Origin of the sequence: Acetobacter lovaniensis (assembly GCF_014207635.1) — a bacterium.
Taxonomy (GTDB): domain Bacteria; phylum Pseudomonadota; class Alphaproteobacteria; order Acetobacterales; family Acetobacteraceae; genus Acetobacter; species Acetobacter lovaniensis.
Genome location: NZ_JACHIE010000017.1, coordinates 15756 through 31886 on the forward strand (window position 1 = coordinate 15756; position 16131 = coordinate 31886).

Consider the following 16131-nt stretch of genomic DNA (forward strand, 5'->3'; position numbering starts at 1 on the left):
AGCCGTTCCAGAATAAGGTCGATCAAGGTTTCTGGCAGCTTTTTACCCAACAAATCAGGTCTGAGCTACACCCATACTGCTTACGGCCTGATAGGTGGCAACGGCAAGGGTTAAGGGGTCAAACGGCTTGGTAATGACAAAACTGGGTTCCAGCTTTTCGCCCGTCAGCAGCCGCTCGGGGTAGGCCGTTACGTAAATGACGGGTACCTTAAAGCTAGCCGTAATTTCAGCCACCGCCGCCATGCCATCCCCTCCCGGACCAAGGTTGATGTCCGCCAGAATAAGGCCCGGCCGGGTTTGTGCGGCAAGTTGCACGGCATCGGCCTGCGTGTGGGCAATGCCTGCAACCTTGTGGCCACACTGCATGACCAGCAGTTCAATATCCATGGCAATAATGGGTTCGTCTTCAATAATCAGGACGGAGGTCTGCACCCCTTTGTGGAGCTGCTTCTGCGCGCTTTCCAGCTCTTGTGCGGCCTGATCGTGGGGCAGGCCGATAATTCTCGCCGCCGTTTCCACACTGATTTCTTCCAGCGTAGTCAGCAGCAGCAACTGCCGCTGTGTGGAGGAAAGTCCCGGCCCCTGGGTGCTTCTGTGTGTTTCATCCGTAGCATAAAGACGCGAGATGGCCTGATAAAGCTGGAGCAGGGGGGTAAACCCCTCCGCCGGGGGTTGGGAGGTCAGGCCCCTCAGGCTTTGTGCTACCAGCAGATCGCCCTCGGGCTGGTTGCCTGTCAGGGCGCGTGCATAACGTCTGCCATAAGGGAGAGCCCGGATCAGCCCGTCACGCAGTGACTCTGACATGACAAATCTCCTTATGATTAGGTCATGATGAAAACATACGATAAGGCAATGATGCCACGGAGCGGCGTTTGCCGAAAGGGGATGAATCCTGATTAACACACCAAATCCCGATCAGGGCGAGGCGCGTTCACCTTTTAGGGTAGAATTGCTGGCGCTTTTGCCATCCCTGCGCGGCTTTGCGCGTTTTTTGGCGCGCGACCCCGCTTTGGCAGATGATCTGGTGCAGGAAACCGTTTTGCGCGCGCTGGACCGTATGGCGCAGTATGAGGCCGGTACAAGCCTGAAGGCATGGTGTTTTACCATCCTGCGCAACCTTTTTCTGGAGCAGCGGCGGCGCGGTAAAAAAGAGCGTGAGGTGCTGGCCAATTACGGGCAGCATCCACAGCAACGGGCCGTGCCCTCAGCAGATGGGCGGCAGGAAGTGCACGAGCTTGAAGCCCTGCTCTGGCAGCTTACGCCGCTTTTGCGTGAGGCACTGGTGCTTATTGGTGCACAGGGCATGACCTATGCCGAGGCGGCAGAGATTTGCGCGGTGGATGTCGGGACCATCAAGGCCCGTGTGTCCCGCGCTCGAACCATGCTGCACAAACTTGCGCAGCCGCAGGCGGAATAGGGTCGCCGGGGCCTGTGAGGGTTACGTGCTCTCGGTTTCGTGATTACAAAAAATGCATCCGGATGTAACCTTGGCGGGGTCTTGTTCATTGCTCCCATAAAACGGAAGAAGAGCGGAGTAAAAACAATGACAGCCTCGTTATTCCACGATCAGGTTATTGGCATCCTGCCCAAGCTGCGCGTGCAGGCACTGGCGCTGACCCGCAACCGCAGCGCCGCAGAAGATCTGGTGCAGGATACTGTTTGCAACGCACTGGCCGCTCAGCAGAGTTTTATCCCCGGAACCAATTTTGCGGCATGGATGCACCGTATCCTGCGCAACCGCTTCATTTCCGACCTGCGCAAAAAGCGCGAAACCACGGATATTGATGATGCCCCCCAGTCCATGCTGGCTGTAGCCGCCCGGCATGATGACCGGCTGAGTCTGATGGAGTTGGATGCAGCGCTTGCACGGCTGCCAGATGACCAGCGGGAAGCTTTGGTGCTGGGGGTTCTCGAAGGAATGAGCTATCAGGAACTGGCAGAAGTGTCCGGCTGCGCTGTTGGTACAGCCAAAAGCAGGGTTTTCCGTGCCCGGCGTCAGCTTGAAGTCTGGTTAACTGGAGAAGAATCCGTGTCTGATGCAGGTGAGCGCAAAAAAGGCGAGCGTGTTCAGGCCGGGGTAGAAAAAAAGAATGGCGGCGCGCAGCGGGTTTCCTCTCGTATGAGCGTAGCAGTGGTCTGAAGATGGCGCATGCTGGGCTTATAAGTTGCAGGTCTGTCGGGGATGAGTTGCCTGCTCCGCACACAGTGGCATCAGGCAAACAACGGCAGGATCCAGAGTTCGGAATGGGAAAGAGTATGGACGGCGCTCCCCCCCGCAAAGGCAGGCAGTCTCGGGATCAGGCTTTTGATGTCTGGCTGAAGCGTGGCCTGCACCAGCTTTTTGATGATGTTGTGAATGAACCCGTGCCCGAAGAGCTGCTGAAGCTGATTGAGGAAGACCGGAGCAGGCAGGACTGAGCCTTTTGTCTGCCTTCTCCCTGCTTGGGCAGGCTGCCCGCCGTGTTGGCGCCCTGTTCATGTCCGGGTTGGGGCGGGTGTTTATTACCACCAGCGCGCGCATGCGTGTGCTGATCTGCCTGTCGGGCATTCCCGTGCTCAGTATTGGCGCTGTTCTGGCCCTGCGGAACTATCAGGAAGTCCGGGTAGGGAGCGCTCAGCGTGCTGTTGCCGCCATTATGCGGCTGGACCAGCAGTTCCGGCACGATACGGACCGTCTGCGCAGCGCGCTGGAAACAATCGGCAACATGGACCTTACGCATGACCAGCTCGTGCATGCGCTCAGGCTGGCCGAAACCATTAGTGGCCAGCGATACTGCTTTTTGGCCGTTCTGGATGAACGGGGCAGAAAGCTCGAATCTGTTTCGCCCTCGGGTCGCTCCTGTGCGGAGGTCGGAACCTTAACCCCACCCGCGCGGATGAACGCCACGGTTATGGAAGCCGTGCAAAAAAGTGGCAGTGGGGAGGATAACGGGGCATTCCTGCGGATTACGGTACCTGCCGTTTTTCTGGCGGAGCCGGAGGCGCATGGCTATCTGGTTGGTATCCTGCAGATTTCGCGCACACAGGCCTATCTGGGTGGTGCTTCGGGGTGGGAGGCTTTTTCGGATGATACCAATCCCGTTCAGGCGTGGCTGCTCATGCATGACGGGGAGCTTTTTCCCGTTTGCACCAACTGTAACTGGGAGGAGCCCCCGGCAGAGCTTGTGTTTTCCCTCAAGGAAAAGCTGGAAAAAAGTGACAGTTCGGTGGTGTCGCTTCCCTCCATGCAGGGGGGATATGCTCTTGGTGGTATTGCCGGTGGTGCGGATATTTTTGTCTCGACCCAGCGCACTTCCATAGAGGCGGACGCCCTGCGGGCTATGGTTTTCCAGATTGCGGCCCTGCTGTTCCTGCTGGCCGCAGGGCTGATTGGGGTCACGCTGGCAGCCAATATCGTGCTGGTCTGGCCTTTGCGGCGGCTCACATATTCCGTCCGTAAATGGCAGATGGAAGGGGTGTTTGACGGGCGCGTCACACGCACCATGCCGCTTGAGCTGCAAAGGTTGGGGCAGGCTTTTACGCGTGCAACACAGCGTCTCTCCCGGCATGAGGCACGGCTGAAGAAGGCCATGGCGCACCAGGAACTCCTGATGAAGGAGATTCACCACCGGGTTAAAAACAACCTCCAGATCGTGGCATCCCTGCTCAACCTTCAGGCCAACCAGATTGCCCACCCCGAGGTCCGGGCCGAGTTTGCTCTGGCGCGTGACCGAATCCGGGCACTGGCAACGCTGCACCGTACCCTTTATGCCGAGGATTCACTGACCAGCCTGAACATGGCCGTTTTTTTGAAAGACCTGTGCGAGCAGACCTTCCATATCGCGGGGGAAGCGGATGCGGGGCGTATTCGCCTGCAGGTGGATTCAGACAGTTTCTGGATGGACCCGGATCAGGCCGTGCCTCTGGCGCTGATCGTGACCGAAGTCGTGACGAACTCGATCAAATACGCATTCCCTGATGGCCGGATGGGTGTCATTCATGTGCGGCTGACAAAAAATGGCAATCTGGTCACGCTGAATGTTGGTGATAACGGAATTGGCTGTTCGTTCGACCCCGCATCCGGCACGCAGGGGATCGGGCTCAAGCTCATTCATGGTTTTGCCAGACAGCTCAAGGCATCTTTGAGCTATAGTGGCAAGGATGGCGTGCAGTTCACATTGCTCCTGCATCTGGAAAAAGCGGAAAACCCGTAAAACAGGGCAGCCCGCAGAGTGCTGGCATGCCTTATGCGCAGCAGGGAGTGGCGATCTAAACTGTTGCGTCCTTGGCAGAGCAGTATAAACGCTGTCTGTCATGAGGAACGAGAAAGCAGCAATACGTAACTGGACGCGCCTCCAGTCGCGTCTTGGTCGTCAGGCAGCGCGATCAGTGGTTGGGTCCGGGCTGCTCTCCAGTCTTGCCGGTATAGGGCAGGCATGGTGTGCGGCTGTTGTTCTTGGGCATGCCCTTGTGGCGTGGCAGGTGGGCGGGCAGGGGGCTGCTTTTCCAGCATGGCCCTTTATACTGTTCCCGGCTCTGGCCATGTTGCGGGCCCTGTGCATGATCCGGGCGGACGTTGCGGCTGCGCAAGCTGGTATTGTGGGGCGCAGGCGTTTGCGGGGTGAGGTCATGGCCTCCATTCTTGCCGGTGGCCCTGCGCTGCTGCGCCGCACGCATAGCGGTGTGCTGGCCTCTCTTGTCGTGGACCGGATAGAAGCGCTGGACGGCTTTTTTGGCCGTTGGGTGCCTGCTTCCGTGCTGTGGATGGCTGCCCCCGTGCTTATTCTGTTGCCCGTGGGCATCATGCAGCCGCGAGCGGCTGTGATTCTGGGCCTGTGCGGTCTGGCGGTCCCTGTCGGGCAGGCTGTGTTTGGCATTGGTGCGGCTGTAGCGTCTCGTAACCAGTTTTTGGCCATGACCCGCCTTCAGGCACGTTTTCTGGACCGTATCAAAGGTATCGCAACCATTGTTCTGGCCGGTCGGACGGAGGATGAAACCCGTCGTCTGGGCGATGCCGCCGAAGAACTGCGCGTGCGTACCATGAAGGTGCTGCGGGTGGCGTTCCTTTCCTCCGCATCCATTGACGGCGCCATGGTTGTTGCATTCATCCTGCTGGCTGTGCTCGACGGGCGGCAGGCACTGGCCATGCAGGCCAGTGGTTCATCCCCCGCATTGCAGCAGGCAGTGGTTGCCAGCCTGTTTGCCCTGCTGGCAGTGCCGGAGTTTTTTGCCCCTTTGCGTAGCTTTGCACTGGCGTATCAGGACCGTGCACATGCCCAGGGGGCGGCCACCGCCATACTGGACCTGCCCGAAGTGACGGAACGTCCGGCGCTGGACGGGGCCAGAACCGTTAACGCCAATGGCGTGATGGTGGCGTTTGATGATGTCGGCTTTACGTGGGACCCCGCTCGCGGGCCTGCGCTGGAGCATGTCAGCTTTACCGTGCCAGCGGGGGAAACGCTGGTGCTGGCTGGGCCATCTGGTGCTGGCAAGTCCACGATCATGGAACTGCTGCTGGGGTTTATTGCCCCCCAGAACGGGCGGGTTCTGTTTAATGGGGCTCCTTTGCAGAGCATAGTCCCCGATGCCCTGTCCCGCGTGGTGTCGTGGATCGGGCAGAAACCTGTGCTGTTTGCGGGTTCCCTGCGGGATAACATTCTGTTTGCCAAACCCGATGCAGATGAGCAGGAACTGGCAAATGCGCTGCGTTCCGCCGCGGTGGATGAGTTCCTGCCAACGTTGCCCAACGGGCTGGATACACAGATCGGCGAAGGCGGGTTTGGTCTGTCTGGCGGGCAGGCGCAACGTATTGCCATTGCGCGGGCTTACCTCAAGAACGCCCCGGTCCTGCTGCTGGACGAACCCACAGCGCATCTGGACCCTGCTACAGAAAAAAGTGTTTTTGAAAGCCTGCAACGGCTGGCTGTTGGCCGCACGGTTATTCTGGCCACGCACTCGGCCGCGGCTCATATGTTCAAGGGGCGGCGGATAGACCTGCAAAACGGACGTGTCATCAATCGGCAGGGGGCTGCATAATATGGCAATGCAAGATCAGACATCAGCCGTGCAGCCCCCAGCGCGGCTGCATACTATGCCTGTGCAGCCCACGGCCAGATTTACGGACTGGCAGGCTGTGTGCGTTATATTCGGCCTGTGGCGCAGGCAGGGAGTGCGGCTGGTTGCGGGTGCACTGCTGGCTCTGGCTGCACTGGCCTGTGGTCTTGCGCTTATGCAGGTGTCAGGCTTGCGGCTGGCGGGCTGCGTGCTGGGCGAAGTGGTGGTGACAACCGCATTGCTACGCTGGGTTGGTGTGGGGCGTGTAACACTGCGTTATGCGGAGCGCCTGTTTGCGCACGATGCCATGTTCCGTGCGCTGGCGGACCTGCGGGTCTGGTTTTTTCAGTCCCTTGCCCATGGTGCAGCGGCAGGGCTGGGGTTCCGCCGGGCGGGAGATATGCTGTCCCGTCTGGTATCCGATATTGGTGCGCTGGACGGGCTTTACCTGCGGATTGTTGTGCCGCTGGTTTGTGCGGGTCTGACTTTTCCAGCCCTGCTGGTGATCGTGGGGCGGCAGAGCCTTGTGCTGGGGGTGGCCGTTGGTGTGCTATTTGCCTGTTCGTCTTTTCTTGTGCCGTGGCTGATCGCTCGGTCGGGGCAGAAGGCGGCTGATCAGGCCGCCCATCTGCTGGCGCATCTGCGTATTTCCGTGCTGGATCTGGTCGGGGGCCTGCGCGAAATCCGGGCATTTGGTGCAGAAGGGCGGATGCTGGCCCGTGTGCAGGCAGCGGATGCCGCATTGTTGCAGGGGCAGATGGCTGTGGCCCGCCGTGCCGCATTTGCCAATGCTCTGGCCTTTTTGTTCGGCCAGTCTGCCGTGTTCATGGTGCTGCTGGCTATTGGCGGAATTCTGCTCCCCAGAATAGGCGCGCTTGAAGGGGTGAGCATACTCTTTTTGACCGTTGCCGCCTTTGAAAGTGCGGTAACCCTTACACGTGCAGGCTTGCAGGCCGGTATTATGGGGGTTTCCGCCCGCAGGGTGGTGGAAATGGCAGTACAGCCTGCTGCTGCAAACACGCAGGTCATGCATGAGAATGCTCCTGCGGATACCAGCATCCGCCTGAACAATGTGCGCTTCCGTTGGGCGGAAGACAGGCCGTGGGTTTTAAAAGGGCTTACGCTGGATATTCCCGCAGGGGCCAGAGTAGCCATTCTGGGGCCATCGGGCATAGGTAAATCCAGCCTTGCAGCTTTGCTGTTACGTGCGGCAAGTCCGCAGGAGGGCCATATCTATCTGGGCGGGGAGGATATTGCCACCATACGGCCCGATGCCGTGCGGAGCAAAATGGCGTGGCTTTCGCAGGCAACGCACCTGTTTGATGATACCATTCGTGCCAACCTGCTGCTTGGTCGGCCGGATGCTTCTGAAGACGACCTATGGAAGGCTCTCGATCAGGCTGCGGTGTCCGATGTTGTCCGCGCTCTGCCCGAAGGACTGGATACCTGGGTGGGTGAGGGGGGGATTCGTCTCTCCGGCGGGCAGGGGCGGCGTATTGCTCTGGCCCGCACGCTACTGGCGCCTGCGCCCATTCTTATTCTGGACGAACCTGCCACGGGTCTGGATGCGCAGACGGAGCAGGAGTTCCTCCGGACCCTGAACACCGTATCCGAGGGCCGCACGGTCATACTGATTGCCCACCGTCTGACCGGGGTGGAAAAGCTGGACCGCATCTGGCGTCTGTCCGAAGGTGTGGCAAAAGCTGCTGCGGCCTAGGTCCGCTGGAATCGTTGTTGACGCCAGCCGTCTGGAGGGGCACCAAATAAAACGGTTTTGTTTTGATAATTCAGGAATGATTATTATGCGCCGCTTATTTTCAGTTGCCTGCCTGAGCCTGCTGGCCGCCTGTGCCACCCAGACACCCCGCAAATATGTTGTCTTTTTTTCCCACCAGTCGGCCGAGCTTGATCAGGCTGGACAGGACGTGGTTGCGCAGGTCGCGCAGGAAGCGGACAGGCACCCCTCCCGCATTGTTCGGGTAGAAGGGTATGCCGGGGCAGGCAAGGACCTGTCGGCCGATGCGCTTGTCGCAATCCAGCGGGCCAAGGCCGTGACAGCCAGATTGCAGGCAGATGGCGTACGTGGCGACAGGATTGTGGAAACACCGCGTGCTCCTTCCAACATGGAAGGGATGGTTGTTGGCTCCCGCCGTGTAGAGATCGAACTGATAAGCCCCTGATCGCCATGGAGGAAAGAGAGCCTGCATACTCCGACATTCCGCCCTATGAGCCGCCATTAGGCTTGCCGGAGGAAAGGGTACCGGGAGTGCTTCCGCGTGACCGGTTCTGTAACCGGTCCGTGCAGGATGTGTTGCAGGCTGTCTTTGGGTTCCCCGGGTTCAGGAGCTTGCAGGCGCAGGCCGTAGAATGCGCCATGCAGGGGCAGGATGCCCTTGTGCTCATGCCCACGGGTGGGGGCAAAAGTGTCTGTTACCAGATTCCAGCCCTGTGCAGGCCCGGCATGGGACTGGTCATCTCTCCCCTTATCGCGCTTATGGACGATCAGGTGGCGGGGCTCAGGCAGCTTGGGGTTAATGCTGCTGCCCTGCATTCCGAACTGGACGAAAACGAATCAGCCCAGATCAGGTCCGATCTGGCCAATGGCCGTGTGGACCTGCTCTATATTTCGCCTGAACGCCTTTTGTCGTCAGGTACGCTGGACCGCCTGACGCGCATACCGCTGTCCATTATTGCCATAGACGAAGCACATTGCATTTCGGCCTGGGGGCATGAGTTCCGGCCCGAATACAGGGCTCTTACCGCGCTGCCGCGGCATTTTCCCAATGTGCCACGGCTTGCCCTGACCGCCACGGCGGACGAACGCACGCGGGATGATATTCTGGCGGCATTGGATATGCCGCACGCGCAGGTTCTGGTTTCAAGCTTTCATCGGCCCAACCTCAATATTGCCGTGCAGCCCAAAGGTTCAGAACTGAAACAACTGCTTGTAGCTCTTGAGCGCTACAGGGAAGATGCGTCCATTGTCTATTGTGGTAGCCGCGCCAGAACCGAGCGTATCGCGGCCTCTCTGCGGGAGCGCGGCTGGCCTGCGCTGGCGTATCATGCGGGGCTGTCTCCGGTGGAAAAGCGCGCGGCCCTGCTGCGTTTTCGTTCGGGGGAGCCGCTGGTTATTGTGGCCACGGTGGCTTTTGGCATGGGCATAGACCGCCCGGATGTGCGCGCAGTTGTGCATCTGGATATGCCCTCCTCGCCCGAGGCGTATTACCAGCAGATCGGCCGGGCCGGGCGCGATGGCCTGCCGTCTGATACCGTGCTGTTATACGGGGGGGAGGATATAGCCCGTGCCCGTTACTGGCTGGACCAGTCCGCGGCTCCGGATAACGAAAAACGCATCATGCGCAGCCGTCTGGAGGCCATGATCGCGTTTACTGAAACCACAGGGTGCCGCACGCAGGCGCTGCTGCACTGTTTTGGCGAGGAACTGGAAAAGCCTTGCGGGCATTGCGATAACTGCCGCCACCCGGTGCTGACATTTGATGGAACGGAAGCCGCCCGCAAGCTGCTCTCGGCTGTGTATCGCACGGGGGAAAGTTTTGGCGCGCTGCATGTTATCGCTGTTTTGCGGGCCAAGCAGACCGACGGCATAAGCCGTAACGGGCACGACAAGCTCTCGGTCTGGGGGATTGGTCAGGACAGAAGCGAGTCGTTCTGGCGTGGTGTGGTTCGCCAGCTTATTGCGCGCGGTGCCCTGCGGATAGAAGGGCAGTATGGTGGGTTGCGACTGAACCCCGATATCGCCCGCCCGATCCTGCGGGGGGAGGAAAACGTTGCCTTGCGGGCTGACCCGGTTGTGGAACACACCGGCAATGTGGGGGGCTCTCGGGGGCAGAGGCAATCTGCCGCTCTGGACCTGCCGGAAGACCGTCTGGCCCTGTTTGAAGCCTTGCGCAAATGGCGGCGGGAAGAAGCCAGGGAGCAGGAAATTCCGCCGTATGTCATTTTCCATGATTCGGTTCTGAAAGACATAGCGCTCGAAAAACCCGATGATCTGGATACGCTGGGAGAGATCAAGGGCGTAGGTCGCTCCAAGCTGGAACGTTATGGAGAAGCCGTATTGGCGGTTATTGAGGCAGAACCGGCATGAGCAATGCTCTGGAAAAACGACGCAGGCATATTCTGCGGCTGGTCAACCAGCACGGGTATGTTGCCAGCGAGGAACTGGCGCGCGAGTTGAGTGTAACCGTGCAGACCGTACGGCGGGATGTTAACATTATGGCCGGGCAGGGGTTGCTGGCCCGCCATCATGGTGGAGCCAGCAGCCTTTCCCCCGCCGAGAACATTGCCTATTCCGACCGGCAGATCCTGAACCTGCAGGCCAAGGACGCCATAGGCAGGGAAGCGGCAAAGGCCATACCGGACGGGGCCTCCCTGTTCATCAACATAGGCACCACAACCGAGGCTTTTGCCCGGTCGCTGCGAACCCACAGAACCCTGCGGGTCATTACCAACAATATCCATGTCGCAACCCTGCTGGCTCCAGCCCCTGAATGTAGCCTGATCATTACAGGTGGCAGCGTACGCCTGCGCGATGGCGGGATTGTTGGCCCGGCGGCTGCGGCCATGATCGAGCAGTATCGGGCGGATTTTGGTGTTATCGGTATTTCCGGCATTGATGCGGATGGCACGTTGCTGGACTTTGACGCGGACGAAATTAACGCGGCGCAGGCGATCATACGCAACGCCAGAACCGTGTTCCTGCTGGCCGACCACACCAAGTTTTTGCGCAGGCCGATGGCGCGGGTAGGGCATATTTCCCAGATCAATGCGTTTTTTACGGACCTGCCCCCACCACCGGGCATTCGTGCCATTTTGCGCGAACATGATGTGCAACTTCACGTTGTTGGTGCGCAGGAGTGTTCGTAAAGGAACATCATGGTTTAAAAAATATCTTCCATCGAGGATCGAGAGCATAGTTCTTGCGTTATGTTTTCGAAATCGAATAAAACGAACAAAGCCTTCGTGTAGATGGAACCGATAAAAACCATGTCAGCAGCAGAAACATCCGAGCGTATTTATGACCTTCTCGTTATCGGGGGGGGCGTTAACGGCACCGGCATTGCGCGTGACGCCTGCGGGCGTGGTGCATCCGTCCTGCTGGTGGAGCAGGATGATCTGGCAAGCTATACCTCGTCTTCCAGCACCAAGCTGATCCACGGTGGTCTGCGCTATCTGGAATATTATGAGTTCCGCCTTGTGCGTGAATCGCTGATGGAGCGTGAGCGCCTGCTGACCATGGCTCCCCATATCATGTGGCCGCTGCGCTTTGTGCTGCCGCATTCCAGGCTGGTACGCCCGGCGTGGATGCTCAGGGCCGGGCTGTTCCTGTACGACCATCTGGCATCCAACATGACGCTGCCCAAATCCATTGGCGTGGATTTTCGCAAGCATTCTTCGGGGCGTGCGCTCAAGTCTGAATATACCAAAGGCTTCATTTATTCCGATGGCTGGGTACAGGACAGCCGCCTTGTTGTGCTGAATGCCATGGACGCGGCCGAGCGGGGGGCAGATGTGCGCGTGCGCACCCGCCTGACTGCCGCGCAGCGCGTGGACGGGCAGTGGGTGGCGACACTGGAAGACTGCATAACCGGCCAGATCCAGACCGTGCGCGCCAAGGCCATGGTGAACGCTGCTGGCCCGTGGGTTGCTCGCCTGCTGGCCGATACGCTTAAAATCCCCAATTCCAAATCGGTGCGTCTGGTCAAGGGGAGCCACATTATTGTCCCGCGTGTATACGAGGGATCGCAGGCTTACATCTTCCAGAACCCTGACAAGCGGATTGTGTTCGCCATTCCGTACGAGCAGAAGTTTACCCTGATCGGCACCACGGATATTCCGTGGAAGGATGAGCCGGGCAAGGTGGGCATTGCACCTGATGAAGTAACGTATCTGTGCGAAAGTGTGAACCGCTACCTGAACGTGCAGGTCCGTGAGAGCGATGTGGTGTGGAGCTACGCAGGGCTGCGTCCGTTGTATGACGATGCCTCTGCGAATGCGTCTGCCGTTACGCGCGATTATGTTCTGGATCTGGACACGCAGGATGGTGCGCCCCTGCTTTCCATTTTTGGTGGCAAAATCACGACCTATCGTAAGCTGGCCGAACATGCGCTGGAAAAGCTTGCCCCCGTGCTGCCCGTAGTGGGTGGGCAGAGCTGGACCGCAGGCGAAGTGCTGCCCGGTGGGGATATTGGTGAAGGTGGCTTTGACGGTGCCCTTGCCCGGTTGCGCCGCGTAGCCCCCTGGTTGCCAGAAGAACTGGCCTGGCGTCTGATGCGTAATTACGGCAGCCGCACATACGAAATTATCGGACAGGCCAACAGCATGGACGATATGGGAGAACTGCTGGGTGGGGACCTGAGCACGCGTGAAGTTGACTACCTGATGGCGCGTGAATGGGCTCGTACGGCGGAAGATGTGCTCTGGCGGCGCAGCAAACTGGGCCTGCATCTGAATGACGCGGAAAAAGCCCGCGTTGAAACCTATGTTCAGAAGAAAGCTGTCTGATCTGTAAAATACCGCTTTCCGAACAAAAAAACAAAAAGAGGAAAGATATGGATAAGGTAAAAAACAGTCTCTGGGGTGAGCTGATAGCCGAATGTCTGGCGGTGCTGATCATTATTCTGATCGGTGATTCCGTTGCGGCCATGTACTCGCTGTACGACCCAAGCCCCTACCAGCTCTCCTATTGGGGAGTTGCCATTACGTGGGGGCTGGGTGTGACCCTTGCCATTTACGTGACCGGTGCTGTTTCTGGCACACATGCCAACCCCGCTGTTACGCTGGCCCTTGCCTGCTACCGTGGGTTCGCGTGGCGCAAGGTGCTGCCGTACTGGGTGGCGCAGGTGGTAGGCGGCTTTTTGGGTGCCTGTCTGGTTTATGCCCTGTATAGCTCGGTTATCGTGCATTATGCGGTGTCTCACCATCTGGATTTCGCCAATGATGGCGCCGCATCAGGCGTGTTCTTTACCCATCCGGGTGACTTTGTAACGCCCCTGCATGCCCTGCTGAACGAGACAATCCTGACGGCATTTCTGGTCCTTGGTATTTTTGCAGTGACCTGCCAGTACAATACGGCGGCCCCACAGGCGAACTCGGGCGCATTGATCATCGGCCTGCTGGTTGCCATTATTGGTGCATCTTCGGGGTATCTGGAAGGGTGGGCCATCAACCCTGCGCGCGATTTTGGGCCTCGCCTGTTCTGTTTTGTCGCCGGGTGGGGGCGTACGGCCCTTCCTTCTCCCCAGAATTACTGGTGGGTGCCTGTTGTAGGCCCACTTGTGGGCGGGCTTATCGGGGCCACGATCTACCAGACGCTGCTGCGTCCGTTCATGCCCGCACTGGGCCGTCACTCCACTCCTGCGGCAGACTGACTGCTCAGAATAAGAAGGGATATTCCCCATGACCAAACAAGATTGTGTTCTGGCGATTGATCAGGGAACAACATCAACCCGCAGCATCGTTTTTGATCGTGACGCCAACGAACTGGCTGCGGCCCGTCAGGAGTTCCCGCAGCATTACCCCAATGCCGGGTGGGTGGAGCATTGCCCCGAAGACATCTGGACCGATGTGCTCAACACAGCGCGTGCGGCACTGGAGCAGAGCGGGGCTGCGGACCGTATTGCAGGTATTGGCATTACCAACCAGCGCGAAACCATTGTGGTGTGGGAGCGTAGCACGGGTAAGCCGATCCATCGCGCCATTGTCTGGCAGGACCGCCGGACAGCCAGTGTCTGCCAGAAACTGCGTGACGAAGGGGCCGAGGCTCTGGTGCGTGAACGCACGGGCCTGCTGCTGGACCCTTATTTTTCCGCCACCAAACTGGCATGGCTGCTTGATAACGTGGCTGATGCCCGTGCCCGCGCCGAAAAAGGTGAGTTGGCATTTGGCACCATTGATTCGTTTATCCTGTGGCGGCTGACGGGCGGTAAGGTCCACGCAACCGATGCGACCAATGCCTCGCGCACCATGCTGTTTGATATTCACCGCCAGCAGTGGGATCAGGACCTTCTGAACCTGTTCCGTATTCCCGCCAGCCTGCTGCCCGAAGTCAAGGATAGCAGCACCCTGTACGGGGAAACGGACCCAGCCCTGTTTGGGCGGGCCATTCCCATTGCCGGGATAGCAGGCGACCAGCAGGCCGCCGTTGTGGGGCAGGCCTGCTTTACGCCGGGCATGGCCAAAGCCACCTATGGCACGGGGTGCTTTTTGCTGCTGAACACGGGGGACAAGCCCGTGGAATCACGCAACCGGATGTTGACCACGGTTGCTTACCGGCTCAATGGCAAACCAACATATGCTCTTGAAGGCTCCATTTTTGTGGCTGGTGCGGCCATCAAATGGCTGCGTGACGGGTTGCATCTGATCACCCACGCCTCCCAGACGGATGATATGGCAACCCGTGTACCGCACAGCCACGGCGTGTACATGGTGCCCGGCTTTGTCGGTCTGGGTGCCCCCCATTGGGACCCGGATGCACGCGGCCTGATCTGTGGGCTGACACTGGATGCCACTGCGGCTCATATTGCCCGGGCGGCTCTGGAATCCGTGGCGTATCAGACGCTGGATCTGGTGAGTGCTATGGTGCAGGACGGTGGTGGCACCACGGAGAGCATCCGTGTGGATGGTGGTATGTCCGCCAATGACTGGTACTGCCAGTTCCTTGCCGACATGCTGCAAGCCAAGGTTGAGCGCCCGCGCAATGTTGAAACAACGGCTCTGGGCGCTGGCTTCCTTGCCGGTATGGCAACCGGTGTCTGGGAAAATGAGGCAAACGTAGCGGCAGAATGGGCGCGGGGTTCGCTGTTTGAACCTCAAATGGACAGCACCCAGCGCCGTACCATGATTGCTGGCTGGCATCAGGCTGTTAAGCGTACGCTCAGCACCTATACCGGCGGTTAGGAGGAATGACGCCAAAAGTGGCCGGAACGTATTCCGGCTCTTCTGGCCGCTGTCCCTGCACTATTGGGTGGCGGATGTAACCGGTGCGGACACGGTTTTGCTGGATCCGCCCAGAAACTGGAATGTAACCGCCACATTGGGCTGGGTGAGCACCTGTGCAACAGGATTAACACAGAGCATGTGGTAGCCTGCGCCAGCAAATACCAGTGTTGTGGTTTCCGGTAGAGCCAGATGCTGGAACAGGCTGCGGGTGCCTGAAGTGTTTTCCTGATCGGTGTGGTAACCGACCAGTGTGCCGCAGGCTGGGGAGACAACACCCGTCAGCAGATGGGTTGTGTGGCTATTATTGGTCAGGCTAAAATAGAGTTCGGTCCGCCCGCCTCCCTGCGTGGAGGGAAGGTGGAGTGAAATATCGGTAATGGCGATGTCCTGCTGGGCATCAGCCTGTCCGGGAACGGATTGTCCGCTACCGTGTTCCTGGGCATGTGTTGTGCGGGGTGCCGTCAGGCTGATCAGGGCACAGGCCAGTATTGCTTGGTAAAGGGGTTTCATGGTGTCTCCGTGCGCCTTGGGGCATGAGCAGTATGGACGAACCCGGTTAAAACAAATATCTGAGTGTCACCTGGCGCTCTTTGAACAGCACAATGCCGTCGGATACGCGCCTGAGGGAAGGTTGGTACCATCATGCGTTGCCCTTTTTGCGGGAACCCGGATAGTCAGGTCAAGGACAGTCGCCCGAATGAAGAAGGGTCGGCCATTCGCCGCCGCAGGGCGTGCCTGTCCTGCGGGCAGCGCTTTACCACGGTAGAGCGTGTGCAGTTGCGCGAGTTGGTGGTGGTCAAGCAGGATGGGCGGCGTGCGCCGTTTGATCGGGATAAAATTTCCCGCTCCATCCGTATTGCCCTGCGCAAACGCCCGGTATCGGATGAGCAGATGGAGCAGATTGTAACCGGGGTGGTGCGCCAGCTTGAAGCATCGGGGGATACGGAAGTCGCCTCCGCGCGCATTGGTGAACTGACCATGGATGCGCTCAAGGAAGTGGACGGCGTGGGGTATGTGCGTTTTGCCAGCGTGTACCGGGATTTTACGGAAGCCCGCGATTTTTCCGAGATTCTGACGCTCATGGAAAGCAAAACCCAGCAGAGCGAACAAAAAGACTAGACCTTTATGCGTAAAAACGCC

The 16131-nt window shown here is 58.9% G+C and carries 15 protein-coding genes; 13 read left to right on the top strand and 2 right to left on the bottom strand.

The features are described 5' to 3' along the window. Nucleotides 1-54: 54 nt before the first annotated feature. On the bottom strand, nucleotides 55-804 hold the full coding sequence (locus HNR55_RS14050) for a response regulator (protein ID WP_166116385.1): 750 nt from the start codon (nucleotides 802-804) through the stop codon (nucleotides 55-57). A gap of 166 nt (nucleotides 805-970) precedes the next feature. Between HNR55_RS14050 and HNR55_RS14055 the strand changes: the two genes are divergently transcribed. From HNR55_RS14055 to glpK, 12 genes are all read left to right on the top strand, one after another. Further along, nucleotides 971-1417, top strand: coding sequence for a sigma-70 family RNA polymerase sigma factor (locus HNR55_RS14055; protein ID WP_337250299.1), 447 nt, complete (start codon nucleotides 971-973; stop codon nucleotides 1415-1417). A 126-nt stretch (nucleotides 1418-1543) separates the two neighbouring features. Next, on the top strand, nucleotides 1544-2140 hold the full coding sequence (locus HNR55_RS14060; protein WP_166116386.1) for a sigma-70 family RNA polymerase sigma factor: 597 nt from the start codon (nucleotides 1544-1546) through the stop codon (nucleotides 2138-2140). A 116-nt stretch (nucleotides 2141-2256) separates the two neighbouring features. Then, the gene (locus tag HNR55_RS17080) at nucleotides 2257-2418 is read left to right on the top strand and encodes a NepR family anti-sigma factor (protein ID WP_242005619.1); all 162 of its coding nucleotides are present in this window, start codon (nucleotides 2257-2259) and stop codon (nucleotides 2416-2418) included. 101 nt (nucleotides 2419-2519) lie between these two features. After that, entirely contained in the window at nucleotides 2520-4193 is a 1674-nt protein-coding gene (locus tag HNR55_RS14070; RefSeq protein ID WP_166116451.1) for a sensor histidine kinase, read from the top strand. A 100-nt stretch (nucleotides 4194-4293) separates the two neighbouring features. Further along, nucleotides 4294-6015: an ABC transporter ATP-binding protein/permease gene (locus HNR55_RS14075; protein WP_166116388.1), complete on the top strand. Its 1722-nt coding sequence runs from the start codon at nucleotides 4294-4296 to the stop codon at nucleotides 6013-6015. Nucleotides 6016-6070: 55 nt separating this feature from the next. Next, nucleotides 6071-7750, top strand: coding sequence for a thiol reductant ABC exporter subunit CydC (gene cydC, locus HNR55_RS14080; RefSeq protein WP_373318125.1), 1680 nt, complete (start codon nucleotides 6071-6073; stop codon nucleotides 7748-7750). Between the two features lie 85 nt (nucleotides 7751-7835). Further along, nucleotides 7836-8213 (top strand): OmpA family protein, encoded by a 378-nt coding sequence (locus HNR55_RS14085; RefSeq protein WP_166116390.1) that lies wholly within the window; start codon nucleotides 7836-7838, stop codon nucleotides 8211-8213. Between the two features lie 5 nt (nucleotides 8214-8218). Further along, nucleotides 8219-10138 (top strand): DNA helicase RecQ, encoded by a 1920-nt coding sequence (gene recQ / locus HNR55_RS14090; protein WP_166116391.1) that lies wholly within the window; start codon nucleotides 8219-8221, stop codon nucleotides 10136-10138. Continuing rightward, a complete protein-coding gene (locus tag HNR55_RS14095; protein ID WP_166116393.1) occupies nucleotides 10135-10917 on the top strand; it encodes a DeoR/GlpR family DNA-binding transcription regulator in 783 nt (260 codons plus the stop codon). Before recQ ends, HNR55_RS14095 begins: the two co-directional genes overlap by 4 nt. A 120-nt stretch (nucleotides 10918-11037) precedes the next feature. Next, nucleotides 11038-12555: a glycerol-3-phosphate dehydrogenase gene (glpD, locus tag HNR55_RS14100; RefSeq protein ID WP_166116395.1), complete on the top strand. Its 1518-nt coding sequence runs from the start codon at nucleotides 11038-11040 to the stop codon at nucleotides 12553-12555. Nucleotides 12556-12602: 47 nt separating this feature from the next. Continuing rightward, a complete protein-coding gene (locus tag HNR55_RS14105; RefSeq protein WP_166116396.1) occupies nucleotides 12603-13421 on the top strand; it encodes an MIP/aquaporin family protein in 819 nt (272 codons plus the stop codon). Between the two features lie 28 nt (nucleotides 13422-13449). Next, entirely contained in the window at nucleotides 13450-14949 is a 1500-nt protein-coding gene (glpK, locus tag HNR55_RS14110; RefSeq protein ID WP_166116398.1) for a glycerol kinase GlpK, read from the top strand. Between the two features lie 60 nt (nucleotides 14950-15009). Here the strand turns inward: glpK and HNR55_RS14115 are convergent, their stop codons facing one another. Beyond that, the gene (locus HNR55_RS14115) at nucleotides 15010-15501 is read right to left on the bottom strand and encodes a copper chaperone PCu(A)C (RefSeq protein WP_166116400.1); all 492 of its coding nucleotides are present in this window, start codon (nucleotides 15499-15501) and stop codon (nucleotides 15010-15012) included. Nucleotides 15502-15633: 132 nt separating this feature from the next. On the opposite strand from HNR55_RS14115, the gene nrdR reads away from it, so the two are divergent. After that, entirely contained in the window at nucleotides 15634-16110 is a 477-nt protein-coding gene (gene nrdR, locus HNR55_RS14120; protein ID WP_166116402.1) for a transcriptional regulator NrdR, read from the top strand. The last annotated feature ends 21 nt before the right edge of the window (nucleotides 16111-16131 follow it).

Coding starts and splice junctions, on each gene's coding strand:
- HNR55_RS14050 (WP_166116385.1), bottom strand. CDS start 804: ATGTCAGAGTCACTGCGTGACGGGCTGATCCGGGCTCTCCCTTATGGC.
- HNR55_RS14060 (WP_166116386.1), top strand. CDS start 1,544: ATGACAGCCTCGTTATTCCACGATCAGGTTATTGGCATCCTGCCCAAG.
- HNR55_RS17080 (WP_242005619.1), top strand. CDS start 2,257: ATGGACGGCGCTCCCCCCCGCAAAGGCAGGCAGTCTCGGGATCAGGCT.
- HNR55_RS14070 (WP_166116451.1), top strand. CDS start 2,520: ATGCGTGTGCTGATCTGCCTGTCGGGCATTCCCGTGCTCAGTATTGGC.
- HNR55_RS14075 (WP_166116388.1), top strand. CDS start 4,294: ATGAGGAACGAGAAAGCAGCAATACGTAACTGGACGCGCCTCCAGTCG.
- cydC (WP_373318125.1), top strand. CDS start 6,071: ATGCCTGTGCAGCCCACGGCCAGATTTACGGACTGGCAGGCTGTGTGC.
- HNR55_RS14085 (WP_166116390.1), top strand. CDS start 7,836: ATGCGCCGCTTATTTTCAGTTGCCTGCCTGAGCCTGCTGGCCGCCTGT.
- recQ (WP_166116391.1), top strand. CDS start 8,219: ATGGAGGAAAGAGAGCCTGCATACTCCGACATTCCGCCCTATGAGCCG.
- HNR55_RS14095 (WP_166116393.1), top strand. CDS start 10,135: ATGAGCAATGCTCTGGAAAAACGACGCAGGCATATTCTGCGGCTGGTC.
- glpD (WP_166116395.1), top strand. CDS start 11,038: ATGTCAGCAGCAGAAACATCCGAGCGTATTTATGACCTTCTCGTTATC.
- HNR55_RS14105 (WP_166116396.1), top strand. CDS start 12,603: ATGGATAAGGTAAAAAACAGTCTCTGGGGTGAGCTGATAGCCGAATGT.
- glpK (WP_166116398.1), top strand. CDS start 13,450: ATGACCAAACAAGATTGTGTTCTGGCGATTGATCAGGGAACAACATCA.
- HNR55_RS14115 (WP_166116400.1), bottom strand. CDS start 15,501: ATGAAACCCCTTTACCAAGCAATACTGGCCTGTGCCCTGATCAGCCTG.
- nrdR (WP_166116402.1), top strand. CDS start 15,634: ATGCGTTGCCCTTTTTGCGGGAACCCGGATAGTCAGGTCAAGGACAGT.